Below are 22,850 nucleotides of genomic sequence, written 5' to 3' on the forward strand. Positions count from 1 at the left end.
CATCCTGCCGCATCGCGCCGCTGAGCCCGTTCGGCTTCGTGTCAACCAGCTGACGATGTGAGGGCCGCTCCGTTGCGTACCCCGCACGGTCGGGTCTAGACAGCCGCCGACCCCGCAGTTCGGCGCGGGAGGCCGGCGGTCGGTCGATTAGGCGAATCGGGACAGAGCGGTCAGAACCCATGGGCCTGATCAAGACCATCGGCCGCAAGCCGAGCGTCCAATGGGTGCTCAGCCATCTGGCCTCGGGCTATCTCCGGCTCGTCCGGCGCACCAACCGCTTCAGCCTGGAGCCGGCCGACGCCTATGCGCGGCTCGATGCGTTCGGCCCCTTCATCGCGGCGATGTGGCATGGCCAGCACATCATGATCTCGTTCATGAGCCGCCCGCAGGATCGGGTGGCCACGATCATCTCCCGCTCGCCCGACGGCAACATCAACACCATGGCCCTGACCCGGATGGGGGTGCGGGTGATGCGCGCGTCCGGCGCCCGCGGTCGCGCGGTCAAGGACGCCCGCGCCAAGGGCGGCGCCGAGGGCCTGCGGGCCATGGTCAAGGCGCTGAAGGGCGGCGAGACCGTCGCGTTTTCAGCCGACGTGCCTAAGGTCTCCCGTGTCTGCGACGCCGGCATCATCCAGCTCGCGCGCTTCTCCGGTGCGCCCATCGTCCCGGTAGCGGTGGTGACGAGCCGGCACATCCGTTTCAACTCCTGGGACCGGGCCTGCCTTGGTCTACCCTTCGGCCGCGGCGCGATGGTGTTCGGCGAGGCGACCTTCGTTCCCCGCGAGGTCACGCCCGAGGCCGTCGATGCCCTGCGGCAGCGTGTGCAGGCCGAACTGAACCGCGTCCATGACCGGGCCTACACCCTCGTCGGCCGGCCGGACCGGGTCGGCGGCGTGTCCGCTCCCGCATCGCAGGGCAGCCCGGCGTGAGGGTCCCGAAGCTTCCCGTTGCGCTGCGCGCCTACCGCTACGGCCTCTATCTCGGCGAGCCGGCCGTGGCGGGGCTGCTGGCGTGGCGCTCGCGCCGGGGCAAGGAGGATCCGGGGCGGTTGCCGGAGCGCCGTGGTCTGCCCGGCCGGGCGCGGCCGGTGGGCCATCTCGTCTGGATGCACGGGGCGAGCATCGGCGAAGCGCTCTCCCTCGTCGGACTCATCGAGGGCATGATCGCCCGCGGCTGCTCGGTTCTCGTCACCACCGGCACGCGCAGCGCCGCCGACCTGCTGAGCAAGCGCCTGCCCCCCGGCGCCGTGCATCAATACATGCCGCTCGACGCGCCGCGCTGGATCGAGCGTTTCCTCGCGCATTGGCGGCCCGATCTCGCCATCGTCGCCGAATCCGAGATCTGGCCCAACACCATCGTGTCGCTGCACCGCCGGGGCATCCCGCTGGTACTCGTCAACGGCCGGATGTCGGAGCGCTCGTTCAAGGCCTGGACGCGTTCGCCCGACACCGCTCGGGCGCTGCTGGCTCGGATCGCGGTCTGCCTCGTCCAGACCCGCGAGGACGGGGAGCGCTTCGCCCGGCTCGGTGCGCCGCGCATCAACGTCGTCGGCAATCTCAAATACGATTCGGCCGTGCCACCTGCCGATTCCCAGCAACTCGCCTACCTCGGCGACATGATCGGGGATCGCCCCGTCTGGGTCGCGGCCAGCACCCATTCCGGCGAGGACGAGGTGATCGCCCGTGTCCATGCCGGCCTCAAAGCACGTTTCCCGCGCCTGCTGACGGTGATCGTGCCGCGCCATCCGCGGCGGGGCGAGGAGGTGGCGCGGATCGCCGCCGCCGCCGGCCTGCGGGTGAACCGGCGCGCCAAGGGCGGACGCCCGCTGCCCTCGATCGACCTCTACGTCGCCGACACGATCGGCGAACTCGGACTGTTCTACCGGCTCTGCCCGCTGGTCTTCCTCGGCGGCTCGCTGGTGCCGCACGGGGGCCAGAACCCGATCGAGCCGGTGCGCCTGGACAGCGCGATCCTGCATGGCCCGTATGTCCACAACTTCCACGAACCCTACGGTGCGCTCGACACCAGGGGCGGCGCGCGCACGGTCACCGACGAGGCGGAACTCCAGAAGGCCGTCGGCGAACTGGTCGCCGACCCGCGCGCGCTGGCGGCGATGTGGGCTAAGGGTCAGGCCGCGCTTCTGCCGTTCGAGGGCGCGGTGGGGCGCACGTTTGCAGTGCTCGAACCCTATGTCGTGCAGATGAAGCTCTCCGCCCGCGAGCGCGACTGAGGCCGCGATGCGCCCGCCCGGCTTCTGGTCCCGGCCGCCCACGCATCCGCTTGCCCGGCTGTTGGCCCCCGCCGGGTGTGTCTATGGCGGCCTGACCGCGAGCCGGATGGACAGGCCCAGCGCGGCACCGCCCTGCCCGGTCCTGTGCGTCGGCAACTTCACCCTCGGCGGCGCCGGAAAGACGCCGACGGCGCTCGCCCTCGTCCGCCTGCTGCGCGATCTCGGCCGAACGCCCGCCCTGCTCAGCCGGGGCTATGGCGGCCGGCTCGCCGGGCCGCTCGTCGTCGATCCGGCGCGGCACGGGGCGGCGGAGGTCGGCGACGAGCCGCTGCTGCTGGCGCGCGCCGCACCCACCATCGTCGCCCGCGACCGCCCGGCCGGCGCCCGCCTCTGCGCCGCGTCCGGCGCCGACGTGATCGTCATGGATGACGGCCTGCAGAACCCGAGCCTGACCAAGACGCTGTCGCTCGCGGTGGTCGATGGCGGGGCCGGCCTCGGCAACGGCCTGCCCTTTCCCGCCGGGCCGCTGCGGGCGCCGCTGGCCCGGCAATGGCCCCATGTCGCCGGCCTCGTGCTGGTCGGCGAGGGGGCCCCCGGCGAGGCGATGGCGGCGGAGGCGCAAGCGCGCGGCCTGCCGGTCCACCGCGCCCGTCTCGCGCCCGAAGCCGGACCGAACTGGGCCGGCCGCCGCGTCGTCGCCTTTGCCGGGATCGGCCGTCCGCAGAAGTTCTTCGACACGCTGCAGAGCCTGGGTGCCGAGATCGTGGCGGAGCGTCCCTTTGCCGACCATCACCCCTACCGGCCGGAGGATTGGGCGGCCTTGTCGGCGCTCGCGGCGCGCGAGGGCGCTCGCCTCGTCACGACGGAGAAGGATGCGGTGCGTCTGCCGGCCGAGGCGCGCGGGGCGGTGGCAGTGCTGCGGGTCGCTCTCGCCTTCGCCGATGAAGCGCATCTTCGCCAGCAACTCGCGGCAGCGTTCCCCAAGGCCTGACGCGGGCGCCTTTCAGCGGCAGGAGCCGGAATCGGCCCGAACCCAGCGGTACACTTTGCGCCGGCCGGCGACGGCCGTCTCGCACTGCGCGTAGCCGTGGTCGAGCAACACGGACCGCCACGTCAGCAGGTACGGGATCGGCAGCAGGAGCATCAGCGGAATGCAGGCGAGTGCGACCGCCATGAGCCGCGTGTCACCGCGCGGCGTCCCTCGTCGCCGCAGCAGCATCGCCGCGAAGGCGCCGAGTCCGACGGCCGCCGGCAGCGCCGCGGGTGCGTGGCTCGAGACCTCGATCAACTCCTCGCCGGCCGAAAGCCCGGTGATGACCGCGCCGAAATCGCTGGCGGCGATGAAGAAGAGGCCCGCCGCCCCGGCGAGGAAGCCGAGCCCGACCCAGTCGGTTGAAGCCGGGCGACGGAACGACCGTCGTGCCGTCAACGCGCCGCGCCGGTCTCCTTGAGGCGCTGCATCGCCGCCTCGGGGGTGGCATAGGCCTCCTGGCGATCGACGTTCCAGTAGCGCAGGGCGTCGAGGGCGATCGGCTCGCCGGTGACGGCGCAGCGGACGTAGGTGCCGGGCTTGACCACCCGCATGGTGCCGTCGCCGTACTCGACCTTGGCCTCGCCGCCGGTCGATCCCCGTTCGTAGCGTCCGAGCATTGTGTGGGCTCCCGGTGCCGCGCCCGCGCGCGCTCTGCCTGCCTTAGAAGCCGTGCGCGCCTCTGTCGACCGTTGCCCCCCTCGACAGGGCCCCTTTCCTCGGGCCAAACCGCAGGATGCACCGCGAACCGCTCAGGCCTCATCCGTGACCGAGCCCAATCTCGATGCCCTGTTCGCGGCCGCCGCTTCCGTGCGCGGACAGGCGCACGCGCCCTATTCGGGCTTTGCCGTCGGCGCCGCGCTGGTGGACGACACCGGCCGCATCCATGCCGGCTGCAACGTCGAGAACGCTGCCTACCCGGTCGGCACCTGCGCCGAGGCCGGCGCCATCGCCGCGATGATCGCGGCCGGCGGCCGGCAGATCCGGGCGATTCTCGTCCTGGCCGACAGTCCCGCCCCGGTGACGCCCTGCGGCGCCTGCCGCCAGCGCATCCGAGAGTTCGCGCGGCCTGACACGCCGATTCTCTCAGCCGGTCCCGACGGCGTGCGGGCACGCTACACCCTGGAACACTTGCTGCCCGCCTCCTTCGGCCCGGAGCATCTCGTCCATGGCGCCTGACGACGCGGCGACCGCCTATCTTCGGGCGGAAGGCTTTGCCGGCCCCTACGACTTGGCGATCGTCACGGGGACGGGACTCGGCGCCCTGGTCGAAGCGATCGAGGATCGCCGCAGCCTCGCCTACGCGACCATCCCAGGCTTTCCCGCCCCCGGCGTCAGCGGCCATGGCGGGCGGCTGCATCGTGGGCGTCTCGCGGGGCGGCCGGTGCTCGTGTTCGAGGGGCGGACCCACGCCTACGAGACCGGCAACGCCGCCGCGATGCGGGTGCCGCTGGCCGCCGCGCGGGCGCTCGGCGCGGCGCGGCTGCTGCTCACCAACGCGGCCGGTTCGCTGCGCCCGGAGATCGGCCCCGGCTGCCTCGTGATGCTGGCCGACCACATCAACCTGTCCGGCCTCAATCCGCTGATCGGGGAACGGAGCGACGCCCGCTTCGTGCCGATGACGGAGGCCTACGATCCGGGCTTGCGTGCTCTCTTGGGTACGGCGGCCGAGGAGATCGGCCTGCCGCTAGCTGCCGGCGTCTATGCATGGTTCTCCGGGCCGAGTTTCGAGACGCCGGCCGAGGTGCGCATGGCCGGGATTCTCGGCGCCGACCTCGTCGGCATGTCCACCGTGCCGGAGACGATCCTCGCCCGTTTCCTCGGGATGCCCGTGGCGGCGGTCTCCGTGGTGACGAACCTCGCGGCGGGGATCGCGGGCGGCGACCCGCACCATGCCGAGACCAAGGCGGTGGCTGCCCGCGCCGGGGCGGATCTCGCCCGGCTCGCCACCGGCTTCGTCGGCCGACTGCCCGAAGCGTAAGGAACGTCGATGACCGCTTCAGCCCCCCTCCCCCCGCAGGATGCGGCGCGCGTGGCGCGACGCACCCTGCCGCTGCTCGACCTCACCGATCTGAGCGACACCTGCACCGCCGCTTCCATCGAAGACCTGTGCGGTAGGGCCCGCTCCAGCGGAGTCGCGGCCGTCTGCGTCTGGCCGCGCCTTGTTGCCGATTCGGTCCGTGCGCTTCGGGCAAGCGGCGTGCGGGTCGCCACCGTCGTAAACTTCCCGGAGGGCGGCGAGGCGGTGGCGCGCACGGTGGCGGAGACCCAGGCCACGGTCGCGGACGGCGCCGACGAGATCGACCTCGTCCTGCCCTATCGCGCGTTGATGCGCGGCGACGTGGAAAGCGCCCGCGCCATGGTGGAGGCCGTGCGTGCAGCTTGCGCGGGCCGGCTCCTCAAGGTGATCCTGGAGACCGGCGAACTCGAAGACCCGGACCTGATCGCGCAGGCGAGCCGCCTGTCGCTCGAGACCGGTGCCGATTTCATCAAGACCTCCACCGGCAAGACGGCGGTCTCGGCGACGCTGCCGGCGGCCGAGATCATGCTGGGCGCGATCCGCGCGCGCGGCGGCCGAGCCGTGGGGCTCAAGGTCTCGGGCGGCCTGCGCCGGGTCGAGGACGCCGCCGCGTATCTCGCGCTCGCCGACCGGATCATGGGGCCGGACTGGGTGAGCCCGACGACTTTCCGCATCGGTGCCAGCGCGCTCCACGCCGAACTGGTCCGCGCCGGGGAGGCTGCCCGATGAGGCTCCCCCAGGAGATCATTCGCGACAAGCGCGACGGGCGCGTCCTGTCCGAGGCCGACATCGCCGGCTTCGTCGAGGGGCTGACGCGGGATGGGGTCACCGAGGGGCAGGCCGCGGCGTTTGCCATGGCGGTGTTCTTTCGCGGCCTCTCGCTCGACGAGCGCGTGGCGCTGACCCGCGCCATGACACATTCGGGCACGGTGCTCGCATGGGATCTGCCCGGCCCCGTCCTCGACAAGCACTCCACCGGCGGCGTTGGCGACACCGTGAGCCTGCCGCTTGCCGCGATGGTGGCCGCCTGCGGCGGCTACGTGCCGATGATCTCCGGGCGCGGCCTCGGACATACCGGCGGCACGCTGGACAAGCTCGCGAGCATTCCCGGCTACGATGTGGCGCCGGGCCTCGACCGCTTCCGCAAGGTCACGGCGGAAGTCGGCTGCGCCATCATCGGCCAGACCGCTGACCTCGCGCCGGCCGACCGGCGCCTGTACGCGATCCGCGACGTGACCGGGACGGTGGAATCGCTGGATCTCATCACCGCGTCGATCCTGTCGAAGAAGCTCGCGGCGGGGCTCCAGGGTCTCGTCATGGATGTGAAGACCGGCTCCGGTGCCTTCATGGCGAGCCGCGCCGATGCGCAAGCGCTCGCCGAGACCATCGTGACGGTCGCCAATGCGGCGGGCCTGCGCACGCGCGCGCTCATCACCGACATGGATGCCCCGCTGGCCTCCTGCGCCGGCAACGCGGTCGAGGTGGCCTATGCCGTCGACTACCTCACCGGCCGCGCCCGCGAACCGCGCTTCCACGCCGTCACCCTGGCGCTGGCCGCCCAGATGCTGGTGATCGGGGGGCTGGCTGCAAACGTCGCGGAGGCAGAGGGGCAACTGACGGCGGCGCTCGAATCGGGCCGCGCCTGCGAGGTCTTCGCGCGGATGGTGACGGCGCTCGGCGGCCCCGGCGATTTCGTCGAGGCGGCGGACTGGCACTTGCCGCGGGCGCCGATCGTGCGGCCGGTGCTGGCGCAGGAAGCGGGCGTGGTGGAGGCAGTGGAGACCCGCGCCGTCGGCCTCGCGGTGATCGCTCTCGGCGGCGGGCGTACCCGGCCGCAGGATGCGATCGATCCAAGCGTCGGCTTCACCGGTCTCGCGCGGCCGGGGGATCGGTTGTCCCCGAACGATCCGATCGGCATCGTCCACGCCGCGGACGATGCCGCCGCCGAGCGGGCGGCGGTATCGCTGCGGGCGGCCTACCGGCTCGGCGCAACCCCGCGGGAGCCGCGCGAGACCGTACTGGAGCGGCTGGGCTGAACGGCTTCGCCCGCCTCACGCCCTACCAGTGGTGGCGGTGGCCCCAATGCCGACGGTGATGGCCCCAGTGGCCGTGATGGTGATGGCGGTGGCCCCAGTGCCGGCGGTGATGCCCCCAGTGGCCGTGATGATGGTGGCGGTGGCCCCAATGGCGGGGATGGTGACGGTGGCCGAAATGGTGGTGCTGCCACTGCACCGTCTCGACCGTCGCCGCCGAGGCGAGAGCCGCTTCCGGAGCGGGCGCGAGCGGGGCGGCGTTGGCGGTGCTACCGCCGAACAGGCCACCGGCCATCACGGCGAGTGCGGCGAAGGCGAAGCGGGTTCGACGCGCCGAGGATGTATCCGACATCGTGTGATCTCCGTTCAACGGGCCGTCCCAACGGCCTTGACGACGAAGCTATGAGCCGGCGGATGAACGGGTACTGAGCAATATTTCAACAATGCGAAACATGCCCCGACCCGATTGCGGAGCACTATCTCAAACCGGGATTCCGCACGACGATTTCCATCGAGCTCGCCCGCCGGTGCCTTTCCGCGAGCCGGCTTGGCCCAGCGACGCCTTGAGGCTCAGCGTTCGCCGGCCTTCGGCTCGGGACGCCGATAGACCCAGACGCGGGCCGGGGGCAGGTTGAGCCAGACGCGGTTGGAGCGGCTCGCAGTGTAGCTGCCCGCCTCGCATTTCGCCGGAATCGGCGGCACCACGGCGTAGGTGAACTGCACGAAGGGCGCGCCCGGATGCATCAGGTCGTGGGCGCCTTGCAGCAGTTCGAAGCGCTGCTCCAGTGGCTTGGTGAACAGGGGCAGGCTGGAAATCGTGGCAGCGCAGGGGCTGCCGAGCCGGTCGCGCAGCGTCTCGCGAATCCGGTAGGCATCGCCGCAGATCACGGTGACGCCGGGGAAGCGGCGGCGGAGCAGCGTGCAGAAATCGGGATTGAACTCGACGAGAACGAGTCGGTCCTGATCGAAGCCGCGGCGGATCAGGGCTTCGGTCACGGGGCCGGTGCCCGGTCCGAGTTCGATCACAGGTCCGTTGACGTTCGGATCGGCATAGGCGGCCATGGTGCGCGCCAGCATCCGGCCTGAGGGTGTCACCGCGCCCGTGACGAGCGGGCGTTCGAACCAGGAGCGCAGAAAGCGCGCCTCGTCCTCCAACGGATCCTTGCGCTCACGGACGGTGCGTGCGGCGGAGACGGCTCGGGCACTGGAACGGCGAAGCGGCGGCACGTCCGAAGGTCCTCGGCTCATCATGGATCGAACAGGCTAGACGACGAAAACCCGTAGGCAGTCAAGCTTCGCCTTACGACGTTGGGCACAGGACCGCAGCGGTAAGCCGCGGTCATAACCGGTGGAACAGGGGGTTTGATCCCGTGCGGCGCGGGCGATCACGCCCGCGTCGAGCCGCTCACGAAGAAGTCACGGACTTTCGAGAAAAACCCGGCGCTTTCCGGGTGGTTCTCGTCCGAGGCGCTCTGGTCGAACTCCTGCAACAGCTCGCGCTGGCGCTTGGTGAGATTCTGCGGAGTCTCCACCGAGACCTGGATGTAGAGGTCGCCGACCTCCCGCGAGCGCAGCACCGGCATGCCCTTGCTCTTGATGCGGAACTGCTTGCCCGTCTGGGTGCCGGCGGGGATGCGAACTTGGGTCTGCGAACCGTCGATCACCGGCACGGTGATTTCGCCGGACAGCGCCGCCGTCACCATCGAGATCGGCACGCGGCAGAACAGGTCGGCCCCGTCGCGCTGGAAGAACGGGTGCGGCTTGATCGAGAGGAAGACGTAGAGATCGCCCGAGGGCCCGCCGCGCATGCCGCTCTCGCCTTCGCCCGCGAGGCGAATGCGCAGGCCGTCATCGACACCCGCCGGGACGTTGATCGACAGCGTGCGCTCGCGGTTGACCCGGCCCGCGCCGGAGCAGGCCGTGCAGGGATCGTCCACGACCTCGCCGCGGCCGTGACAGTTCGGGCAGGTCCGCTCGATGGCAAAGAAGCCCTGTGCCGCCCGCACCCGGCCGTAGCCGCCGCAGGTCGAGCAGGTGCGCGGCTTCGAGCCGGCCTTGGCACCCGTGCCTGAGCAGACTTCGCAGGCGATCGAGGTCGGGATGCGGATGGTTTCGGTCTTGCCCGCAAACGCCTCTTCGAGGCTGATTTCGAGGTTGTAGCGCAGGTCCGAACCGCGCTCGCGGCCCGGCGCACCACCACGTCCGCGTCCCGCCGCACCGCCGGGTGCGGCGCGCCCGTCCCCGAAGAAGTTCTCGAAGATGTCCGACATGAAGTCGCCGAACTCGTTTCCGAATCCGGGGCCGCCCGCGCCGCCCTGGCTGAAGGCGGCGTGACCGAACCGGTCGTAGGCCGCGCGCTTCTGGCCGTCGGAGAGGCACTGATAGGCCTCGTTGACTTCCTTGAACTTGATCTCGGCTTCCTTGTCGCCGGGATTGCGGTCCGGGTGATGGACCATGGCGAGCTTGCGGAAGGCGACCTTCAGCTCACTCTCCGTCACGGTCTTCGTGACACCCAAGACCTCGTAATAGTCCCGCTTCGACATTCCCGGCCCCTGGAGCCTCTCGTTCGCGTCGGCTGCCGACTCGCTGACCAGCATTCCTGCCGGATTTCGGCGCCGCTGCGATCCGCCTCCCGACTCGAACGGGATTGGCCGGATCGACCTTCGCTTCTATCGGAGCCCGGCATGGTTGATCCCCGAGCCTTGCCCGAGGATCAAGCCGTCCGTGCCGATGACGATGAAATATTGTCGGGAGCGGCGCTGGCGCACCGCTCCCGGACCATCCTTGCGGACTTACGCGCGCTTCTTGCGCTCGTTCTCGTCCACTTCCTGGAAGTCGGCATCGATGACGTCGTCTTTCTTCTCGTCCGTGGACGCGGCACCTTCGGCGCCGGGCGCACCCTCGGTCTGCGAGGCGGCGTACATAGCCTCACCGAGCTTCATCGAGGCCTGCATCAGGTCGTTGGTCTTGGCCTTGATGCCCTCGGCGTCCTCACCTTCCAGCGCGGAGCGCAGCGCGGTGATGGCGGATTCGATGGCACCCTTGTCGGCGGCCGAGACCTTGTCGCCGTACTCGGCGACCGACTTCTCGGTGGCGTGGATCAGGCTCTCGCCCTGGTTCTTCACCTCGACCAGCTCGCGGCGCTTCTTGTCCGCCTCGGCATTGGCCTCTGCGTCCTTGACCATCTTCTCGATGTCGGCGTCGGAGAGGCCGCCCGAGGCCTGGATGCGGATCTGGTGCTCCTTGTTCGTCGCCTTGTCCTTGGCCGTCACGTTGACGATGCCGTTGGCGTCGATGTCGAAGGTCACCTCGATCTGCGGCATGCCGCGGGGCGCCGGCGGGATGCCGACGAGATCGAACTGACCGAGCAGCTTGTTGTCCGCCGCCATCTCGCGCTCACCCTGGAAGACCCGGATGGTGACCGCGTTCTGGTTGTCCTCGGCCGTGGAGAAGACCTGGGACTTCTTGGTCGGGATCGTGGTGTTGCGGTCGATCAGGCGGGTGAACACGCCGCCCAGCGTCTCGATGCCGAGCGAGAGCGGGGTGACGTCGAGGAGAAGCACGTCCTTCACGTCGCCCTGAAGCACGCCGGCCTGGACCGCGGCGCCGATGGCGACGACCTCGTCCGGGTTGACGCCCTTGTGGGGCTCCTTGCCGAAGAACGCTTTGACGACCTCCTGCACCTTGGGCATGCGGGTCTGGCCGCCGACGAGCACGACCTCGTCGATCTCGGAGGCCGAGACGCCGGCATCCTTGAGCGCCTTGCGGCACGGCTCGATCGTGCGCTGCACGAGGTCATCGACCAGCGATTCGAACTTCGCGCGGCTGAGCTTGAGCGCGAGGTGCTTCGGGCCCGAGGCGTCGGCGGTGATGTAGGGCAGGTTGATCTCGGTCTGGGTGGCCGAGGACAGCTCGATCTTCGCCTTCTCGGCGGCCTCCTTGAGGCGCTGGAGGGCGAGCTTGTCCTTCGTCAGGTCGATGCCCTGCTCCTTCTTGAACTCGGCGGTCAGGTACTCGACCACGCGGTTGTCGAAGTCCTCGCCGCCGAGGAAGGTGTCGCCGTTGGTGGACTTCACCTCGAACACGCCGTCGCCGATCTCGAGGATCGACACGTCGAAGGTGCCGCCGCCGAGATCGTAGACCGCGATGGTGCCGGCCTTCTTCTTGTCGAGGCCGTAGGCGAGCGCCGCCGCCGTCGGCTCGTTGATGATGCGCAGCACTTCGAGGCCGGCGATCTTGCCGGCATCCTTGGTGGCCTGACGCTGGGCGTCGTTGAAGTAGGCGGGCACCGTGATGACGGCCTGCGTCACCGGCTGGCCGAGATGCGACTCGGCCGTCTCCTTCATCTTCTGAAGGGTGAAGGCGGAGATCTGCGAGGGCGAGTACTTCTTGCCGTCGGCCTCGACCCAGGCGTCGCCGTTGTCGCCGCGGGCGATGGTGTAGGGCACGAGGCCCTTGTCCTTCTGCGTCAGCGGATCGTCGTAGGTCCGGCCGATCAGACGCTTGATCGCGAAGAAGGTGCGTTCCGGGTTGGTCACGGCCTGCCGCTTGGCGGGCTGACCGACGAGGCGCTCCCCGTCGTCGGTGAAGGCGACGATGGACGGGGTGGTGCGGGCGCCTTCCGCATTCTCGATGACCCGCGGCTGCGTGCCTTCCATGACGGCCACGCAGGAATTGGTGGTGCCGAGGTCGATACCGATCACTTTACCCATGGTGGGATCCCTCTGTTGGATTTTTCAAGCAGACCGCCGAGCCCCGAAGCAGCTCGACCCATGGCGGTTGAAAACATCTGGTTTGAGAACGGGATGGTCCGAAGCGCATCGCCCTGGCGGGCTGTGCTTCGAAAGGCCTCGTCCCGTGTCCCGCCGCATATAAGAAGACGGCTACGCCGCCGCAAGAACGCGCCTGACGGTTGAGCGGCGGGCGTCATCCTCCGCCGCGCCAAGGCTGTTTTTCCGAGGTACGGCACCGAGAGGAAGGCTTGTTTGTTGCCAGGCTGCCACGTCCGCGCCACGGGTGACGTGCTAGGACACCGGCCTATGGCTCATGCATACCGCCCGTGAAGTGGCGTCAAACCGGGAGGCCGACCGCCTGATGTTCGTGCCCGTGTCCGAGAGGGTTTTCGCGAAGAAGTCTCGTCCGTTCCGCGTCGCGACGGGGGCGTTGCTCGTGTTCGCCGGCTTGGCCGTGGCCCCGGCCACCCCGGCTCAGGCGCAGAACTTCTTCGAGGAGCTGTTCGGCATCGGGCGGGCGGCCCGTCCTCCGCAGCCGCCGCGCAACGTGCCCGTCCAGCCGCCGCCGCAACCGGCGGATCCGGGCGTCTCGGCGCCGGGCGAAGGCGCCGAGACGCGGCCGAGTGTGCCGGCCCAGCCCCGCCAGCCCGTGGTGCTGCGGGTGCCGGCCGAGGACAACGTCGCGGGTCAAGACCTGCTTCTGAACGGGCTGAACGGATCGCTGAAGATCGAGCGGAGCGGCTCGGCCTACACCGCTCAGATGACGCTGCCGGGCACCAAGATCTCGCAGCCGACCGAGAACTGCACGGTCAAGCTCGATGGCGGCAAGCCGATGCCGTTGAGCGCCGAGGGCCGCGCGCAGGGCGTCTCACGCTTCTCGACGGCGAGCGCCGAATGCCCGCTGCGCTTCGAGATCCTCGACGGCAGCGTGCTCGCCACGCCGCTCGGCTCGGGATCGGCCTGCACCTTCACGGCGGCGGATTGCGAGACCACGCCGTCGGGCCTGTGGGGACCGAACGCCGCCGCGCTGCTCCCGCAGGCGGGCGAGTTCGACACTGCCCGCGGCGTCGCCGACAAGGCGGTGCGGGACAATTACAAGATCATGACCCAGCGGGCGCGGGGCGGCGACGTGCGCCCGATCGTGCAGGAGCAGGCGGCCTTTTCCTCCGACCGCGAGCAGGCTTGCCGGACCTATGCCCGTGAGGGCGCGCACGGCTACTGCCACCTGCGCTTCACCGAGGCGCGGGCGATCGCGCTCGCGACGCGGCTTGGCGCCAACACCGCGACGCCGACGGCGGCGAACGCTCCGGCGCGTCCCCGCCGCAGCCGCGTGCCGGTGGAGGGGATGAACCCCGACGCTCAGGCGTCGGAGCCGTTCGCCGATCAATAGCCATGCGGTGTCTCGCCAAGGCCATCGCTCGAAGCCGCTTTGGCGGCTTCGCAGCGCGAAGAGCGCCGCGCGGAGCGGGCTTTTCAGAACTTCAGTCCTGAAAAGCATTGAGCGAAGCGGAAGCCTGAGCCCGCGGAGGCGGGCGCCGGCGATTGAGGCCAGCTAAGGATCCGGGTGATCGCCTTAGCGATTGCCCTGAGTGCCTCGCAGAGCGCCGTAGGCATCGTCGCACGGGCGGAACTCTGCGTTTCGCCTGAAGGTTGGCCGGAGGTCCACGCGCAGCGAGACCGGCCATGCCCGACCAGAAGATCGAAGCCTATACCGACCCGGCCGGGGGATGGGGATCGGCCCGGTCGCTCGTCGACATCCTGACCCGCGAGGAGATCCCGGCTTCCGGCGCGGCGATGCTGTTGAAGCAGAACAAGCCGGGCGGCTTCATGTGCGTGTCCTGCGCGTGGTCGAAGCCGGCTAAGCCCGCCACGTTCGAGTATTGCGAGAACGGCGCCAAGGCGACCGCCTGGGAGCAGACCCGCAAGCGGATCGGCCCCGACTTCTTCGAGCGCCACTCGGTCACCGAATTGCTGACTTGGCCCGATTACGACCTCGAGGCGAAGGGCCGGCTCACCCATCCGCTGCGCTACGATCCGCAGCGCGACCGCTACGTCTCCGTCTCGTGGGAAGAGGCCTTCGCGGAGATCGGCGCTGAGCTGAAGGCCTTGCGCGAGACCGACCCGAAATCGGCGGTGTTCTACTCGTCGGGCCGCGCGTCGCTGGAAACGAGCTACATGTACGCGCTGTTCGCGCGGATGTACGGCAACAACAACCTGCCCGACTCCTCGAACATGTGCCACGAATCGACGTCGAAGGCGCTGCCGCAATCGATCGGCGTGCCCGTCGGCACCACGGTTCTGGAGGATTTCGAGTCGACCGACCTGATCCTGTTCTTCGGACAGAATGTCGGCTCGAACGCGCCGCGGATGCTCCACCCGCTGCAGGACGCCCGCCGCCGGGGCGTGCCCATCATCACCTTCAACCCCCTGCGGGAGCGTGGCCTGGAGCGCTTCACCAATCCGCAATCGCCGGTCGAGATGTTGACCCGTTCCTCGACCCAGATCTCGACGCAGTACCATCAGGTGAAGGCCGGCGGCGACATCGCGGCGCTCGGCGGCATCTGCAAGGCGCTGTTCGCCATGGATCGGCAGGCGCAAAGCGAGGGGCGTCCGCGCATCCTCGACGTCGATTTCATCGCGGAGCACACCCACGGCTTCGATGCATTCGAGAAATTCTGCGATCGGCTCGAATGGCCGGCGCTGGAGACGAAGTCCGGCCTGAGGCGCGAGGGGATGGAGGCGGCGGCCGCCGTCTACGCTCGCGCGCAGGCGGTGATCGGGGTCTACGGCATGGGCCTGACCCAGCATCGCCGCGGCACCGAGACGGTGCAGATGTTCGTCAACCTGCTGCTGCTGCGCGGGAACATCGGTCGGCCCGGCGCCGGGATCTGCCCCGTGCGCGGCCACTCGAACGTGCAGGGCCAGCGCACCGTTGGCATCGCCGACGAGCCGTCTCTGGTGCCGCTCGATAAACTCAAGGAAATGTACGGCTTCGAGCCGCCCCGCGAGAAGGGGATGAACACGATCGAGACTTGCGAGGGCGTCCTCGAAGGCAAGGTGAAGGCGTTCATCGGACTCGGCGGCAACTTCATCCGCGCGATCCCCGACACCAAGCGGATGGAGGAGGCTTGGCGCTCGCTGCGTCTCACCGTCCAGGTCTCGACCAAGCTCAACCGCTCGCACCTCGTGCGCGGCGAGATCGCCTACATCCTGCCCTGTCTCGGCCGGATCGAGGTGGACGAGCAGGCGAGTGGGCCGCAGGCCGTGTCGATGGAGGATTCGACTTCCTGCTTCCATGGCTCGCGCGGCGTCGCCCGGCCGGTGAGTGACCATGTGCGCTCCGAGCCCTGGATCGTGGCGCAATTGGCCAAGGCGACGCTGCCGGCCAACCCCAAGGTCGATTGGAACGCCTGGGTCGGCGATTACGCGCGGGTACGCGACGCCATCGAAGCGACGTACCCGGAGAAATTCAAGGACTTCAACGCGCGCCTGTTCGAGCCCGGCGGCCAGCACAAGCCGGTCGCCGCCCGCGAGCGCAAATGGGAGACGCCGACCGGCAAGGCGAACTTCGCCGTGCCGCCGGATGGGCTCGACATGGACCCGGACATGAAGAGCGACCGGCGCGACGTGCTCGACCTCATCACGTTGCGCTCGAACGACCAGTTCAACACGACGATCTACGGCTATCACGACCGCTTCCGCGGGGTGAAAGGCACCCGCCAAGTGCTGTTCATGAACGAGAACGACATCGAACGCCTTCAACTCGCGGACGGCGAGACCGTCGATGTCGTGACCGAGGCCGCCGACGAGTTCGCCCGCGAGGTGAAGGGTCTGCGGATCGTCAAATACGACATCCCCGCGGGCAATTGCGCCGGCTACTACCCGGAGCTGAACGTGCTGATCCCTCTCTGGCACCACGATGCTCAGGCCAAGGTGCCAGCCGCCAAGGCGATCCCCGTGCGGGTCGCCAGGGCAGCGGTATTGGCTGTGAAGGACTGAGCAGCCAGTCGTATTGTACGGCGTGCAAAACGTCACTTGTACGCTGTGCAAACCGGAGGCATCCATGAGGGTGTGACCACGCGGTCACGCCCTCGGAGTGATGCCATGTTGACGCTGTTGCGAACCCTCGCCCGCGGTGCTGCCGCCCAGGCCTGCGAGGAGGCCCACGACCGCCACGCCCTTCTCGTGCTCGATCAGCAGATCCGCGAGACCGCCGCCGACTTGGAGCGTGGCCGGCGCACGCTGGCCGCGGCCATGGCCGGGGATAGCGCGGAGGCGCGGCGTCTGGCGCAGGTCGAGGCACGCGCCGCCGATCTGGAGACCCGCGCCGTGGCCGCGCTCGCGGCGGGCCGCGAGGATCTGGCCCGCGAGGCCGCCGACGCGATCGCCAGCCTCGAAGCCGAGCGAGATGCCCTGGGCTCGGCACGGGCGACCTTCGCGGCGGAGGTGGCCCGGATGCGTGCGGTGCTTGCGGACGCCACCGGGCGGCAAGCGGCCCTGGAGCGCGGCCGGCGGGTGGCGGCGGCCTCCGAGGCGGTCCGGCGTCTGCGCCGGACGGAGAGCGTGCCGGATCGCGCGACCTTGCGGCAGGCCGAGGCGACGCTGGCCCGGCTTCAGCGCATCCAGGCCGAGGCAACGGATGCCGACGACACGCTGGCCGCGCTCGAGACGCCCGCGGAGACCCTTGCCGAGCGCCTCGAACGCGAGGGCTTCGGCCCCCGGACGCGCCCCTCCTCCAACGATGTGCTCGCCCGCCTGCGAAGCCGCGCCGAGGCCGCCCGCGCCGCCTCCGCCTGATCCGTCCTCCCTCGTTCCAAGGAATTGCACCATGTCCCAAGACACTGCGCAGCATACCAGCGCTTGGGTCGTCTTCACCCAAGCCTCGTTCGTCGCCTCCGCCGCACTCGTCGGTTTCGGCATCCTGTTCATGCCCCTCGACTTCTGGATGAAGGGCTATCTCGCCATGGGCACGGTGATGCTGGTCCAGTCCTGCATCACCGCCACCAAGACGCTTCGCGACGTCCACGAGGGCCGCCGCATGGTCAACCGCTTGGAGGATGCCCGCACCGAGCGCCTGCTCATGTCGGTCGGCAAGGAGTGATGCAGGGAGTCATTCAAGACGGTGGCCGGGGGAGACTCGACGCGCGCCCGCGCCGGTCCATATTCCGTGGCATGGACAGTTCGGACGGAGCTCATGCGCGACGGCAGGCGATCATCGATCGCCTGCTCAGCGACGCCCTGCGCCCGGCCGGCGGGATCGTGCTGCCGAGCCACGATGCCCTGCCGGCCGACATCCGCATGACGGTCGATCGCCTGCTGGCCAAGGCGGATGCGGAGCGCCGCCGCTCGCTGACCTACGACGACCTCGAAGAGGCGCTGCCGCCGCGCGATGTGACGGCGGACGATCTGGAAGCCATCTTCTGGGTGCTGGCTGAGTACGGCATCGAACTCGACGAGGGCGACTAGATCGTCCTGGATGGCGGATCCAGGACGATGCTCTGGCCTTTTATCTTTGCATCATCTTTTTCCGAAAGCCGGAAGCCACCTTTCGGGATGATGCTCTAACCCTCTGCTCCTAACAGGAGCCGTGCCGCCGCCGCGCGCGCCTCGTCGGTGACCGTTGCGCCGGCCAGCATCCGGGCGATCTCTTCCCGGCGCGCATCTGCCGCGAGCCCGATCACCCGTGTCGTCACCCGGTCGGCGCCCTTCTCCGCGCCCTTGGCCGCCTTCCCCTTCGCACCGTCCTTCACGCTATCTTTGGCGATGCGGAAATGCGTCACGGCGCGGGCGGCGACCTGAGGCGCATGGGTCACGGCCACCACCTGAACCTGCTCCGAGAGCCGGCCGAGCCGCGCGCCGATGGCGTCGGCTACCGCGCCGCCGAGGCCCGTGTCGATCTCATCGAAGATCAGTGTCGGCGCCGATCCCTTGCCGGCGAGCACGACCTTGAGCGCCAGCATGAAGCGGGACAGCTCGCCGCCCGACGCCACCTTCATCATCGGACCGGCGCGGGTACCGGGATTGGTCTGGGCCCAGAACTCGACCCGCTCGGTGCCGGCGGCATCGCGCGAGGCTTCGTCTACGGTGATCTGCGTGATGAAGCGGGCGCCCTCCAGCTTCAGCGGCGGCAGCTCGGCCTGCACCGCCGCATCGAGCGCCTTGGCCGCCTTGCGACGCCCGTCGCCGAGCCGTTTGGCCGCCTGGGCATAGGCCGCTTCCGCCGCCGCAAGTTCGGCCTCGAGCCCGGCGAGCGCCTGCTCGCCGGCATCGAGGGCGGCAACGTCCGCATCGTAGCGGCCGCGCAGGGCGGCGAGGTCGTCGGCCGGGACCGAATACTTTCGCGACGCGGCCCGAAGGGCGAAGAGCCGTTCCTCGACCCGCTCCAACTCGCGCGGATCGAACTCGGCGGCGAGCACCGCGGCATCGAGGGCGGCGCGCGCCTCGTCGAGGGCCACGAGCGCGGCATCGAGGGCGGCGATGCTCGGATCGACCAGAGCCGGCACCGTGGCGCTGCGCCGCTCCAGGCGGCGCACGGCGGATGACAGATGCGGCACGAGCGAGCCGGAGCCGCCGACGAGATCGAGCGCCTCGTTCAACTCACGGGCGACCTTCTCGCCCTGCTGCATCAGCGTGCGGCGCTCGGCGAGCTTGGCCTCCTCGCCCGCCTGCGGATCGAGAAGGCCCAGCTCCTCCACCGCGTGGCGGAGGAAATCGGCTTCCTTCTGCGCGGCCTCGACCCGCTCGCGCTGCTCGGCCAGCGTCGAGCGGGCGGCGCGCACGCGTTTGGCGGCCGACGCCACCTGCGCGAGCGGGCCCTGAAGCCCACCGAACGCGTCGAGGATGCTGCGGTGGGTGGTGGGCTCGGCCAGGGCCCGGTCGTCGTGCTGGCCGTGGATCTCGACGAGCGCCGTACCGATCGCCCGCATGGTCTGCACGCCGACCGGCTGGTCGTTGACGAAGGCGCGGGTGCGCCCGTCGGCGAATTGCGTGCGGCGCAGGATGAGGTCGCCGTCGGTGTCGATCTCGGCGGCCGCCGCAACGGCGCGGGCGGGGTGGTCGAGGGCCACGTCGAACACGGCGGTGACGCCGCCCTGCGCCTCGCCCTGCCGCACGAGACCGCCATCGCCGCGCCCCCCGAGCGCCAGGGCGAACGCGTCGAGCAGGATCGACTTGCCCGCACCGGTCTCGCCCGTGAGAACGGTGAGCCCCCCGGAGAAGGTCAATTCGAGCTTGTCGATCAGAACGATGTCGCGGATCGCGAGCTGGACGAGCATGAAGCGGCGCCAGAGCCCCTTTTGGATTGTGCGCGGGTTTAGCCGCAAGCCACCGAGACTTCACCCGGAAAGTGCGGGATCCCGGCCGAGGATGGCACAGAGTCGCCGGTACTCGGACTCGAACGGCGCGTCGAAAGCACGGATGGCGTGGTCCTCCGTCTCGTTGCGGTCGAGCACCTCGAAACGCGCGAGCGTATCGTCGCGCAGGCGGCCGGGATGGTGGTTGGGGAAGTTCGCATCCCCACGCCGCATCCGCGCCTGGAATTCCGGCAGCGTCTTGCACTGGTAGTGGTTGATCTGAACGCCATCGTAGACGACGCGGTCCGACGTGCCGTCCGAGGTGTTGGCAAAATCCCTACCATCCGACAGCACCCGCCGGCCGCGATGGTGGCACACGTCGTGGATGCGCACGGCCGAGACGTCTCTGGCACGCGCCAGGGTCTTGAAGTGATAGTGGTTGCCCCAGTCGTGCGGAGCGCAGCGGGTGAAGGCGCGGGTGATCAGCCCGTAGCCCGGCTGCGTATGTCCGGAAGAGCCGAAACCGCGCCAGTTCACGTGCAGGCTCGAGACGTCTTCGGGCAGCGAGCCGATCAGGCCGGCCATGTCGGCATGGCCGAACGGCACGAGGAACTCGTCGAGGTCGAGATACATCACCCAGGGCGTCGCGAGACCCGTGAGGGCGTGGTGATAGGCCAGCACCTGCGCCGAATCGTCGAGCGGAGACGGCCAGGGAACGCGCCGCAGCCGGAGATCGCGGGGGCTCAGCGCCTTGAACAGGGCGCGGGTATCGTCCTGGCTCTCGTTGTCATACACGACGATGCGATCGAATCCGACCGCGAGATGGTGAGCGAGCCACTCGACGAGATAGGGACCCTCGTTGCGGGCAATCGCCACGAGTGTCACCGCGTCGGGCTTCTTGCGCAGGGTATGGTCGGCAAGGGCTCTGCGCCAGCGCAGAAGGGCCTTCATGGCAGGCAGCGTATCCTGGAATCTGCGCCGACGGGTCGGGATTGCAAACGGATGGGGCGGCTTCACCGTAAGCCTGCGAGGCCCCTCCCCCATGACGGCGAACGCGCCTTCGAGGCGGCTCTGGGGGGGCATCTCCTAGGCGGATCGGTCGATCGTATCGGGGCCCGCACACGCCGTCGTCGCGAACGCGAGAGCATCGTCCCGAATATCGGATTCGGGACGATGCTCAGGGCTCTCACTGCTGCATCATCTTCGTCCGAAAGCCCGAAGCGGTCCTCCGGGACGATGCCCTCGCACCGTCAGTCCGCGGCGGCGGTCTTGCCGATCACGCCGCGATAGACCTTGCTGAGCCAGGAGGACTTCTCCTCGCGCGGCTCGAGGCCGCCGGTCTGCAGGAGTTTGTAGGCATCCTGGTACCAGGGGCTGTCGGGGAAGTTGTGACCGAGCACGGCGGCTGCGGTCTGCGCCTCGCCGGTCAGGCCGAGCGCCATGTAGGCCTCGACCAGACGCTCCAGCGCCTCTTCGGCGTGGCGGGTCGTCTGGTACTTGCTGACCACGTCGCGGAAGCGGTTGATCGCCGCCGGGAAGGCACGCTTCTCGAGATAGAAGCGGCCGACTTCCATCTCCTTACCCGCGAGCTGGTCGCGGGTGATCTGGATCTTGGCCTTGGCGTCGGCGGCGTATTCGGAGGTCGGGTACTTCTGCACCAGTTCCTGGAGGGCGATGAGGGCGCGCTCGGAACGCTCCTGATCGCGGGTCACGTCCGGGATCTGCTTATATTGCGACATCGCCATCAGGTACTGGGCGTAGGCCGCGTCCTTGCTCGCCGGGTGCCGCTGGAGATAGCGCTTCGAGGCGGTGATGGCCTCGTCGTACTTCGCACCCTCGTAGTTCGCGTAGGCCGTCATCAGCAGGCCTTTCCGCGACCAGTCGGAATAGGTGTACTGCTTGTCGAGCTGATCGAACTGCTTGGCGGCGTTCTCGTAATCCTTGTCCTCCATCTTCGCCAAGCCCTCGCTGTAGAGCTTGTCCGCGGGCGTGTCCGGGATCGCCTCGGGCTTGTACTTCTCGGCGAAGAGGTTGGTCGGATCGAGGGCATCGCAGCCGCCGAGCCCGAGCCCGAGGCTGAGGAGCACGGCCGCCATCGCGCCACGGGTCGGGAAGGTCACAGGCATCGCGGTCAATTTCCCTGTCAGGCCCGGCCGCTTGAAGGGCGGCGCGCGACCTACGCGCAGGCTTTTACGGTTGGCGGTCGATTCGGGCGTCAAAACGGCAGGGCGTAGGGAACCTTTAAGGTATTCCGCCTGCGACGTGGATCGAGGGCCGATGTGGCGTCCGGGTTACAGTTCGGCAGCGAAGGCGGCGATCCCGAGGCCGGCACCGAATTCGGTGCGGGTGGTCTCGCGGCGGGTGCCCTGGCCCTCGACGATGGCGTAGTTCGCGCGGTCGGCGAACAGGGCTTCGAGGATGCCGACATTCATGCGGTGGCCGCCGCAATAGGAGCGGTAGGCGCCCTGAAGCGGCAGGCCGGCCAGCGCGAGATCGCCGACCGCGTCGAGGAACTTGTGACGGACGAACTCGTCCGAGAAGCGCAGGCCCTCCGGGTTGACGACGGCGGTCTCGCCGACGGCGACCGTGTTGTCGAGGGAGGCGCCGAGCGCGAAGCCCGCCTTCCAGTAGCGCTCCACGTCCTTCATCATGCCGAAGGTGCGGGCGGGGGCGATCTCGCGGCGGTAGGCGGCCGGGGTCAGGTCCATCGCCTTGCGCGAGCGGCCGATCACCGGGGATTCGAAGTCGATCTCCACGTCGAGGCGGAAGCCGCGGTCGATCGGGCGGAGTTCGGCGAAGGCGCGGCCGGCCTCGATACGGACGGGCTGAAGCACCTTGAGCCAGCGGCGCGGTGCGCCGCAGAGGGCAAGGCCGACGCTGTCGATGGCTTGAACGAAGAGGCGGGCGCTGCCGTCGAGGATCGGCATCTCGGGGCCGTCGATCTCGACCAGAGCGTTGTCGACACCGAGCCCGTAGAGGGCCGACATCAGGTGCTCGATGGTGGCGACAGCGCCGGTCTCGACGTCACCGATGACGGTGCACAGCTCGGTGGCGGAGACGCAGGCGAAGTGGGCCTTGATGATCCGGTCGTTGCCGGTGGTCGTGCCCGTCCGGAGGAACGCGATACCGTGGTTGGCTTTGGCAGGGTGGAGCGTGATCTCTGCCGGGTTGCCGGAGTGGACTCCGATACCGGTCAGGGTCACGGACGTTTTGAGTGTTGTCTGTTGGTTCGTCCGCATACCTTAGCCCTCGGCCAGGATCCTTCCCGCGCACCCGTTTCGGGGGGCGGTATGAGAAAGTCCGTCCGCTGCTTGAAGCCCCTGCGAGCGCTGGCAGTCGATCGACCAGCCGCGCCTTCTGTCGTTCCGGAAGCGTGTATAGCTGTGGCAATCAGGCCGGCCAAATCACGGATTCTTACGATCTGTTACAGCCACGGTTTCGCCACGATCTTTGAAAAGCATTTTCTGATCAGTGTCTTAACAAGTAGATAAACCCGGAACCTTGCGGTTCCG

General features: G+C 69.2%; 22 protein-coding genes. 12 read left to right on the top strand and 10 right to left on the bottom strand.

Features of this window, described 5'->3' with window-relative positions; genetic code table 11:
- Window positions 1-179 precede the first annotated feature (179 nt).
- Genes MKK50_RS13045 through lpxK form a run of 3 tightly spaced genes read left to right on the top strand, consistent with a single transcriptional unit; the run spans window position 180 to window position 3,221 of the window.
- Entirely contained in the window at window positions 180-929 is a 750-nt protein-coding gene (locus MKK50_RS13045; protein WP_253371434.1) for a lysophospholipid acyltransferase family protein, read from the top strand.
- Window positions 926-2,230 (top strand): 3-deoxy-D-manno-octulosonic acid transferase, encoded by a 1,305-nt coding sequence (locus MKK50_RS13050; RefSeq protein WP_499022821.1) that lies wholly within the window; start codon window positions 926-928, stop codon window positions 2,228-2,230. The genes MKK50_RS13045 and MKK50_RS13050 overlap by 4 nt, the downstream gene beginning before the upstream one ends.
- A 7-nt stretch (window positions 2,231-2,237) precedes the next feature.
- Complete coding sequence (gene lpxK, locus MKK50_RS13055; RefSeq protein ID WP_499022822.1) at window positions 2,238-3,221, top strand: tetraacyldisaccharide 4'-kinase; 984 nt, start codon at window positions 2,238-2,240, stop codon at window positions 3,219-3,221.
- A gap of 12 nt (window positions 3,222-3,233) precedes the next feature.
- On the opposite strand, the gene MKK50_RS13060 is transcribed toward lpxK, so the two are convergent.
- Together MKK50_RS13060 and MKK50_RS13065 are read right to left on the bottom strand one after the other, a co-directional pair.
- Complete coding sequence (locus tag MKK50_RS13060; RefSeq protein ID WP_499022824.1) at window positions 3,234-3,659, bottom strand: hypothetical protein; 426 nt, start codon at window positions 3,657-3,659, stop codon at window positions 3,234-3,236.
- The gene (locus tag MKK50_RS13065) at window positions 3,656-3,880 is read right to left on the bottom strand and encodes a DUF2093 domain-containing protein (protein WP_253371442.1); all 225 of its coding nucleotides are present in this window, start codon (window positions 3,878-3,880) and stop codon (window positions 3,656-3,658) included. The genes MKK50_RS13060 and MKK50_RS13065 overlap by 4 nt, the downstream gene beginning before the upstream one ends.
- Window positions 3,881-4,025: 145 nt before the next feature.
- On the opposite strand from MKK50_RS13065, the gene cdd reads away from it, so the two are divergent.
- From cdd to deoA, 4 genes are read left to right on the top strand one after another with little or no spacing between them, the layout of a single operon-like run.
- On the top strand, window positions 4,026-4,439 hold the full coding sequence (cdd, locus tag MKK50_RS13070) for a cytidine deaminase (RefSeq protein WP_499022825.1): 414 nt from the start codon (window positions 4,026-4,028) through the stop codon (window positions 4,437-4,439).
- A complete protein-coding gene (locus MKK50_RS13075) occupies window positions 4,429-5,241 on the top strand; it encodes a purine-nucleoside phosphorylase (protein WP_499022827.1) in 813 nt (270 codons plus the stop codon). Before cdd ends, MKK50_RS13075 begins: the two co-directional genes overlap by 11 nt.
- Before the next feature lie 9 nt (window positions 5,242-5,250).
- Complete coding sequence (gene deoC, locus MKK50_RS13080; RefSeq protein ID WP_499022829.1) at window positions 5,251-6,009, top strand: deoxyribose-phosphate aldolase; 759 nt, start codon at window positions 5,251-5,253, stop codon at window positions 6,007-6,009.
- A complete protein-coding gene (gene deoA, locus MKK50_RS13085) occupies window positions 6,006-7,316 on the top strand; it encodes a thymidine phosphorylase (RefSeq protein ID WP_499022830.1) in 1,311 nt (436 codons plus the stop codon). Before deoC ends, deoA begins: the two co-directional genes overlap by 4 nt.
- Before the next feature lie 22 nt (window positions 7,317-7,338).
- On the opposite strand, the gene MKK50_RS13090 is transcribed toward deoA, so the two are convergent.
- The 4 genes from MKK50_RS13090 to dnaK all read right to left on the bottom strand — a co-directional run bounded on the left by MKK50_RS13090 (window position 7,339) and on the right by dnaK (window position 12,025).
- Window positions 7,339-7,665, bottom strand: a complete 327-nt coding sequence (locus MKK50_RS13090; protein ID WP_499022832.1) for a hypothetical protein — start codon at window positions 7,663-7,665, stop codon at window positions 7,339-7,341.
- 218 nt (window positions 7,666-7,883) lie between these two features.
- Entirely contained in the window at window positions 7,884-8,540 is a 657-nt protein-coding gene (locus tag MKK50_RS13095; RefSeq protein ID WP_253371453.1) for a class I SAM-dependent methyltransferase, read from the bottom strand.
- A gap of 158 nt (window positions 8,541-8,698) precedes the next feature.
- On the bottom strand, window positions 8,699-9,856 hold the full coding sequence (gene dnaJ / locus MKK50_RS13100; protein WP_253374040.1) for a molecular chaperone DnaJ: 1,158 nt from the start codon (window positions 9,854-9,856) through the stop codon (window positions 8,699-8,701).
- A gap of 249 nt (window positions 9,857-10,105) precedes the next feature.
- Window positions 10,106-12,025 (bottom strand): molecular chaperone DnaK, encoded by a 1,920-nt coding sequence (gene dnaK, locus MKK50_RS13105; protein ID WP_253371455.1) that lies wholly within the window; start codon window positions 12,023-12,025, stop codon window positions 10,106-10,108.
- A gap of 334 nt (window positions 12,026-12,359) precedes the next feature.
- Here dnaK and MKK50_RS13110 point away from each other — a divergent pair, with 334 nt between their 5' ends.
- From MKK50_RS13110 to MKK50_RS13130, 5 genes are all read left to right on the top strand, one after another.
- Window positions 12,360-13,436 carry a hypothetical protein gene (locus tag MKK50_RS13110; RefSeq protein ID WP_499022833.1) on the top strand — a complete coding sequence of 359 codons (1,077 nt, stop codon included), beginning with the start codon at window positions 12,360-12,362 and terminating at the stop codon, window positions 13,434-13,436.
- Between the two features lie 293 nt (window positions 13,437-13,729).
- On the top strand, window positions 13,730-16,045 hold the full coding sequence (locus tag MKK50_RS13115) for an FdhF/YdeP family oxidoreductase (RefSeq protein ID WP_499022835.1): 2,316 nt from the start codon (window positions 13,730-13,732) through the stop codon (window positions 16,043-16,045).
- Window positions 16,046-16,150: 105 nt separating this feature from the next.
- Window positions 16,151-16,843, top strand: coding sequence for a PspA/IM30 family protein (locus MKK50_RS13120; RefSeq protein WP_499022837.1), 693 nt, complete (start codon window positions 16,151-16,153; stop codon window positions 16,841-16,843).
- A 31-nt stretch (window positions 16,844-16,874) separates the two neighbouring features.
- Window positions 16,875-17,147: a YiaA/YiaB family inner membrane protein gene (locus MKK50_RS13125; RefSeq protein ID WP_499022839.1), complete on the top strand. Its 273-nt coding sequence runs from the start codon at window positions 16,875-16,877 to the stop codon at window positions 17,145-17,147.
- A gap of 71 nt (window positions 17,148-17,218) precedes the next feature.
- Window positions 17,219-17,512 carry an RNA polymerase sigma factor region1.1 domain-containing protein gene (locus tag MKK50_RS13130; RefSeq protein WP_012254285.1) on the top strand — a complete coding sequence of 98 codons (294 nt, stop codon included), beginning with the start codon at window positions 17,219-17,221 and terminating at the stop codon, window positions 17,510-17,512.
- 95 nt (window positions 17,513-17,607) lie between these two features.
- On the opposite strand, the gene recN is transcribed toward MKK50_RS13130, so the two are convergent.
- The 4 genes from recN to lpxC all read right to left on the bottom strand — a co-directional run bounded on the left by recN (window position 17,608) and on the right by lpxC (window position 22,577).
- On the bottom strand, window positions 17,608-19,320 hold the full coding sequence (recN, locus tag MKK50_RS13135) for a DNA repair protein RecN (protein ID WP_499022841.1): 1,713 nt from the start codon (window positions 19,318-19,320) through the stop codon (window positions 17,608-17,610).
- A 60-nt stretch (window positions 19,321-19,380) separates the two neighbouring features.
- Window positions 19,381-20,289, bottom strand: a complete 909-nt coding sequence (locus MKK50_RS13140) for a glycosyltransferase family 2 protein (RefSeq protein WP_499022843.1) — start codon at window positions 20,287-20,289, stop codon at window positions 19,381-19,383.
- A 299-nt stretch (window positions 20,290-20,588) separates the two neighbouring features.
- Window positions 20,589-21,464 (bottom strand): outer membrane protein assembly factor BamD, encoded by an 876-nt coding sequence (locus tag MKK50_RS13145; protein WP_253371467.1) that lies wholly within the window; start codon window positions 21,462-21,464, stop codon window positions 20,589-20,591.
- Window positions 21,465-21,629: 165 nt separating this feature from the next.
- A complete protein-coding gene (gene lpxC, locus MKK50_RS13150) occupies window positions 21,630-22,577 on the bottom strand; it encodes a UDP-3-O-acyl-N-acetylglucosamine deacetylase (protein ID WP_253371469.1) in 948 nt (315 codons plus the stop codon).
- Between the last annotated feature and the right edge of the window lie 273 nt (window positions 22,578-22,850).

It is taken from the genome of Methylobacterium sp. J-043, assembly GCF_022829505.1.
In the GTDB taxonomy this organism is placed as follows: domain Bacteria; phylum Pseudomonadota; class Alphaproteobacteria; order Rhizobiales; family Beijerinckiaceae; genus Methylobacterium; species Methylobacterium extorquens_A.

Coding starts and splice junctions, on each gene's coding strand:
- MKK50_RS13045 (WP_253371434.1), top strand. CDS start 180: ATGGGCCTGATCAAGACCATCGGCCGCAAGCCGAGCGTCCAATGGGTG.
- lpxK (WP_499022822.1), top strand. CDS start 2,238: ATGCGCCCGCCCGGCTTCTGGTCCCGGCCGCCCACGCATCCGCTTGCC.
- MKK50_RS13065 (WP_253371442.1), bottom strand. CDS start 3,880: ATGCTCGGACGCTACGAACGGGGATCGACCGGCGGCGAGGCCAAGGTC.
- MKK50_RS13075 (WP_499022827.1), top strand. CDS start 4,429: ATGGCGCCTGACGACGCGGCGACCGCCTATCTTCGGGCGGAAGGCTTT.
- deoC (WP_499022829.1), top strand. CDS start 5,251: ATGACCGCTTCAGCCCCCCTCCCCCCGCAGGATGCGGCGCGCGTGGCG.
- deoA (WP_499022830.1), top strand. CDS start 6,006: ATGAGGCTCCCCCAGGAGATCATTCGCGACAAGCGCGACGGGCGCGTC.
- MKK50_RS13090 (WP_499022832.1), bottom strand. CDS start 7,665: ATGTCGGATACATCCTCGGCGCGTCGAACCCGCTTCGCCTTCGCCGCA.
- dnaJ (WP_253374040.1), bottom strand. CDS start 9,856: ATGTCGAAGCGGGACTATTACGAGGTCTTGGGTGTCACGAAGACCGTG.
- dnaK (WP_253371455.1), bottom strand. CDS start 12,025: ATGGGTAAAGTGATCGGTATCGACCTCGGCACCACCAATTCCTGCGTG.
- MKK50_RS13110 (WP_499022833.1), top strand. CDS start 12,360: ATGCATACCGCCCGTGAAGTGGCGTCAAACCGGGAGGCCGACCGCCTG.
- MKK50_RS13115 (WP_499022835.1), top strand. CDS start 13,730: ATGCCCGACCAGAAGATCGAAGCCTATACCGACCCGGCCGGGGGATGG.
- MKK50_RS13120 (WP_499022837.1), top strand. CDS start 16,151: ATGTTGACGCTGTTGCGAACCCTCGCCCGCGGTGCTGCCGCCCAGGCC.
- MKK50_RS13125 (WP_499022839.1), top strand. CDS start 16,875: ATGTCCCAAGACACTGCGCAGCATACCAGCGCTTGGGTCGTCTTCACC.
- MKK50_RS13130 (WP_012254285.1), top strand. CDS start 17,219: ATGGACAGTTCGGACGGAGCTCATGCGCGACGGCAGGCGATCATCGAT.
- recN (WP_499022841.1), bottom strand. CDS start 19,320: ATGCTCGTCCAGCTCGCGATCCGCGACATCGTTCTGATCGACAAGCTC.
- MKK50_RS13140 (WP_499022843.1), bottom strand. CDS start 20,289: ATGAAGGCCCTTCTGCGCTGGCGCAGAGCCCTTGCCGACCATACCCTG.
- MKK50_RS13145 (WP_253371467.1), bottom strand. CDS start 21,464: ATGCCTGTGACCTTCCCGACCCGTGGCGCGATGGCGGCCGTGCTCCTC.
- lpxC (WP_253371469.1), bottom strand. CDS start 22,577: ATGCGGACGAACCAACAGACAACACTCAAAACGTCCGTGACCCTGACC.